Source organism: Mucilaginibacter sp., from assembly GCF_028287845.1.
Classification (GTDB): domain Bacteria; phylum Bacteroidota; class Bacteroidia; order Sphingobacteriales; family Sphingobacteriaceae; genus Mucilaginibacter.
This window is the reverse complement of the sequence record NZ_JAQBOW010000039.1, coordinates 1-4558: the sequence shown is the minus strand read 5'-3', so window position 1 is coordinate 4558 and position 4558 is coordinate 1. Positions and strand designations below refer to the sequence as shown.

Below are 4558 nucleotides of genomic sequence, written 5' to 3'. Positions count from 1 at the left end.
ACTCCTTGTTTCTTGGCAATGGTATTGGTGTTGCCGGAATGTCAAGCACAAGCGGCACACCGCCATAATATTTAACCAGGCCGTAGTAATAGTAAGCACGGATAAACTTTGCCTCTGCAATGTATTGGGCCTGTTGCGGTGCAGGGAAATTATTGGTGGCGCTAACCAACTGGATGAACGTGTTTACATTACGTATCGCTTTGTAAATTTCATCATAAATGGTATTGTTAGCACTCGCGTTATCACCGATGAGCGGTTTTGAGTCCAGATTAAATCCGTTTAACGCTTCATCATCATAGTTGGCAAGATACCTGCCGCCGCCATCAGGGAAGGTATAAAATATTCCCTTCACAAAGTTAAAGTCCTCCATCGGTATATCACGGTATAATGACGCGAAGTAAGCCGTAATAGAGGCATCGTTACTTACGATCTGGTCGGCTGTAAGCAAATTAGTTGGCTGTACAGTCAACAGGTTCTTCCGGCAGGAACATAGCCCTGTCAAAATTACCATTAGTAATACAATTTTAATCTGTTTCATTTCTTTAGGTTCTTTTTGTTGTAAGTTTTAAAATTGGGTTAATGGCTATATCAATAACCATTGAATTTTATAATAGAATCCAATATTTTGGATGAAAAAGCACTACCTCTTTACTATCGGTTATTAATAGCGATGAGTTGAAACCCATCGCTATCGAGAAATTAAAACTAATCGTTATACACAATTATTAAATTAATTACGCCCTGCATTAAATAAAGGTTGCCCACCTTATAAAATAAACACCTATTAAATATTGAAATAAATATGCAGGGGCAACCTTTATAAATGCCGACTCGTAACTTATTATATTATAAAGCCTGCATTTTCAACATCATTATAAATCTTATGAATCCAGTTATTGCGTCTATAAATCCATTAAACAATATGATAACGGCCCTTAAAAAATTCATACAAAAAAATTTCTCTGCTCATAGCGTAACAGAAAAAGGATCTGTTGAGGCTTACGATTTATGGGCAGAAAATTATGATGTACAACAAGGTAACCTGATGCTGGACTTGGACGAATCTGTATTTGCCGAATTGTTGAAAGAAGTAAATATAACCGGTAAGCAGATTGCTGATATAGGTTGCGGTACAGGAAGGCACTGGCCCAAACTTTTAGCGGATAATCCTGCCGGCATAACGGGGTTTGATGTTTCGGCCGGAATGCTTAAGCGCCTGGAGCAAAAGTTTCCCGGCTCTAAAACCAACCAAATTACAGATAACTTTTTTTCTGATACTGCCAAATCCACCTATGATATAATTATATCAACCCTTACAGTTGCACATATTGAAAATATTGAAGAGGCTTTGGGAGCATGGTGCCGTATATTAAAAACTCAAGGCGATATTATTATAACTGATTTTCACCCAAACGCGCTGGCATTTGGCGGCAAAAGAACTTTTCAGCATAATAGCAATAGTATTTCCATACTAAACTTTGTACACTATGTGTATGATATTGAAAGTATACTATTGAAAAATGGTTTCCACATAGTTAATAAGCTTGAAAGAAAAATTGATGAATCTGTAAAGCATTATTATGCCGCTAAAAATGCTTTACCGGTGTATGAGAAATTTAAAGACTCGCGCATCATATATGGCATCCATTTAAGAAGAGGCTATGATATTAAATAATGTTACAACTATTGCAGGTAATGGCCCGGTTAGTGTACAGATCAAAAGCGGCAAAATGGCGCCTGTAAAAGATGCAACAGCCGATGCTTTACAACTAACATTTGATAATGCCCTGGTGTTTCCCGGCCTGGTTAATTCGCATGATCATTTAGACTTTAATTTATTTCCGCAACTAGGTAACCGTATATATAACAATTATACAGAATGGGGGAAATATATTCATGAAAATTATAAAGAGGAGATAGCTGCCGTTTTAAAAGTTCCGCTGGAATTACGTATAAATTGGGGCATATTTAAAAACCTGCTATGTGGTGTTACTACAGTAGTAAATCATGGCGAACCATTAACCATAAATGACCCGCCTATTAATGTGGAGCAATGCCATAGCCTGCATTCTGTACAATTTGAAAAGCGGTGGAAGACAAAACTTAACAATCCGCTAAAAAGAAAACTGCCGGTAGTAATTCATGTAGGCGAGGGTACCGATGAGTTATCAAATCATGAAATTGATGAGCTGATACATTGGAACCTGCTGAATAAAAAATTAATTGGTGTACATGGTGTGGCTATGTCTGAGCAACAGGCCAAAAAATTTGAAGCGTTAATATGGTGCCCGGCATCAAACTATTTCCTGCTAAATACAACAGCACCTGCCAATTACTTAAAAAAAAATACCACCATTTTGTTTGGTACAGATTCAACACTAACAGGCAGTTGGAATATTTGGGACCATATACGACTTGCCCGCAAAACAAAAATGCTAACCGATAGCGAATTGTACAGCTCCCTCCATACAAGTGCCGGTAGCTGGCAAACAAATAGCCTTTATAATGGATATGTTGTGGTGGCCAATAAGAGAAAGAAGGAAACAGGTTTTGAGTCTTTTTTTTCTACCAACCCGGCAGATATATTAATGGTTGTTTATGAAGACAGCATCAAGCTTTTTGATGCGACAATGCTTGAACAGTTAACCCATATTGATCTTTCGGCTTTTAGCAAAATATATATAAATGATACTTGTAAATATGTACAAGGCAATTTACCGGGGTTAATGAAACAAATAACGGAGTTTTACCCGGCGGCTATTTTCCCAATAACAAGCAATTAATATTGTATGAGATTTGTATTTGCCAGTTATGTTGTAACCAAAACGTATAATGACCCGGAGGCCTGGCTAAATCGCATAAAAATGTATATAGGCATTTTAGCTCCTCTGGCTATTGATAATGATGTTATAAGCATAGAACAAATTGCTTATAAAGGAGAGTATTTTAAAGATGGCGTGAATTATAAATTTGAACGGTTTGCTGCTCCGGCTTCCTATTCGCTTTTAAAAGTAAACCGTTATATAAAGCAATTACAACCAGATGTAGTATTTATACAAAGTTTGCATTTTCCATTACAGGTAATGCTGCTACGTTTTATGCTTGGTAATAAACCAAAGATCATCATACAAAACCATGCGGAAAAACCATTTAGCGGCATAAAAAAATATTTACAGCGGCTGGCCGAAAAATCTGTTAACGCATACCTATTTGCTTCAAAAAATATGGGGTTAGATTGGATAACCAAAGGCAATCTAACATCACCCGAAAAAATACACGAAGTAATGGAAGTATCTTCTGTATTTTATCCAATAAATAAAGAAGATGCTTTATTAAAAACCAAGGCAAAAGGCGACCCTGTATTTTTATGGGTTGGCCGATTAGACCAAAACAAAGATCCATTAAACGTAATAAAAACCTTTTTGAAGTTTTTGGCAATAAACCCAAACGCCCGGTTATTTATGATCTATCATACCGAAGAACTATTGGATGAAATAAACACCATATTGGGCCATGAACCCAATGCGGCCGCTATAAAACTGTTAGGAAAAGTGCCGCATGATGAACTGTTATATTGGTATAACAGCGCTTGCTTTATAATTTCGGGCTCACATTATGAAGGTAGCGGCACTGCCGTTTGCGAAGCGATGTCATGCGGATGTATTCCAGTTGTTACTGATATCTTTTCCTTCAGGATGATAACTGATGATGGCAACATCGGTTTATTATATGAAGCCGGAAACGAAACCGCGCTATTGGCGGCTTTGATACAAACACAACAAATTAATATAAAAAAGCAGCGGGAAAAGGCCCTCGCTTATTTTAAATCCAATCTTTCTTTCGAGGCTATTGCCAAACAAATTCAGAACATTGCGGCTTCTTTGTAATTGCTTTCAAATAAATTAACAATGCTTGTTGCTGTTTGCTTCATCTCGTTTATCAACACAGGCTCGTGGCTCCTGTGTGTATTAGTTAGCAATACTAAAACCTCATAGTTCATTTCATCCGGATCATTAACAATATGATGGTGCCTGAATGGGGTTTTCATCGGACTAAAAAAGGAAACAACATGCGCGCCGGCATATAATGCTTCTAACAAAACAGTGCTAAAACCCTCATATTTAGATGGGTGAAGCAGAATTTTTGACCGCTGCATATATTCTAAAACCCCGTTATGAGATACCTCGCCTTTAAAGGTTATATTTTCTTCCAGTTGATAAGAGAGCACCATAGCTTTGAGCCTATCCATTTCTGGCCCTTTACCGCATATAACCGCTTTAATGTCGGGCAAAACACCTTTCAAAAACTTTACAGTCTCAATAAATAGCTTGTATTGCTTTAAAGGTATTAATGAACCTACTCCTAAGATGTCAATATCCCTTTCGGTTAATAATGGTTTAAACAAAGAGGTATCTACAGCTCCCGGAACCAGATGCTTTGGTGTTATACCATAATTTTTTTTAAACTCATTTACCAGGTAGTCAGACAAGGCTATTAAATTATCGCCATTGGGCATTATGCGGTAAACGTATTTATTACCCGGCCTTGCATCCTGCCC

General features: G+C 37.4%; 5 protein-coding genes. 3 read left to right on the top strand and 2 right to left on the bottom strand.

Annotated elements, in window-relative coordinates:
• A partial coding sequence (locus tag JWP71_RS03690; protein WP_299497280.1) for a RagB/SusD family nutrient uptake outer membrane protein occupies positions 1 to 538 on the bottom strand: 538 nt, incomplete at its 3' end.
• Positions 539 to 883: 345 nt separating this feature from the next.
• Between JWP71_RS03690 and JWP71_RS03685 the strand changes: the two genes are divergently transcribed.
• Genes JWP71_RS03685 through JWP71_RS03675 form a run of 3 tightly spaced genes read left to right on the top strand, consistent with a single transcriptional unit; the run spans position 884 to position 3887 of the window.
• On the top strand, positions 884 to 1675 hold the full coding sequence (locus JWP71_RS03685) for a class I SAM-dependent methyltransferase (RefSeq protein ID WP_299497278.1): 792 nt from the start codon (positions 884 to 886) through the stop codon (positions 1673 to 1675).
• Positions 1662 to 2783 (top strand): hypothetical protein, encoded by a 1122-nt coding sequence (locus tag JWP71_RS03680; protein WP_299497276.1) that lies wholly within the window; start codon positions 1662 to 1664, stop codon positions 2781 to 2783. Before JWP71_RS03685 ends, JWP71_RS03680 begins: the two co-directional genes overlap by 14 nt.
• 6 nt (positions 2784 to 2789) lie before the next feature.
• Positions 2790 to 3887 (top strand): glycosyltransferase family 4 protein, encoded by a 1098-nt coding sequence (locus JWP71_RS03675; RefSeq protein ID WP_299497274.1) that lies wholly within the window; start codon positions 2790 to 2792, stop codon positions 3885 to 3887.
• Here the strand turns inward: JWP71_RS03675 and JWP71_RS03670 are convergent.
• The coding region (locus JWP71_RS03670; RefSeq protein ID WP_299497272.1) for a glycosyltransferase family 4 protein at positions 3863 to 4558 on the bottom strand (696 nt) is incomplete at its 5' end. The two genes, JWP71_RS03675 and JWP71_RS03670, sit on opposite strands and share 25 nt — an antisense overlap.

What these genes read in the sequence shown, in the direction of transcription:
- JWP71_RS03685 (WP_299497278.1), top strand. Translation starts at nt 884, where the DNA reads ATGAATCCAGTTATTGCGTCTATAAATCCATTAAACAATATGATAACG.
- JWP71_RS03680 (WP_299497276.1), top strand. Translation starts at nt 1,662, where the DNA reads ATGATATTAAATAATGTTACAACTATTGCAGGTAATGGCCCGGTTAGT.
- JWP71_RS03675 (WP_299497274.1), top strand. Translation starts at nt 2,790, where the DNA reads ATGAGATTTGTATTTGCCAGTTATGTTGTAACCAAAACGTATAATGAC.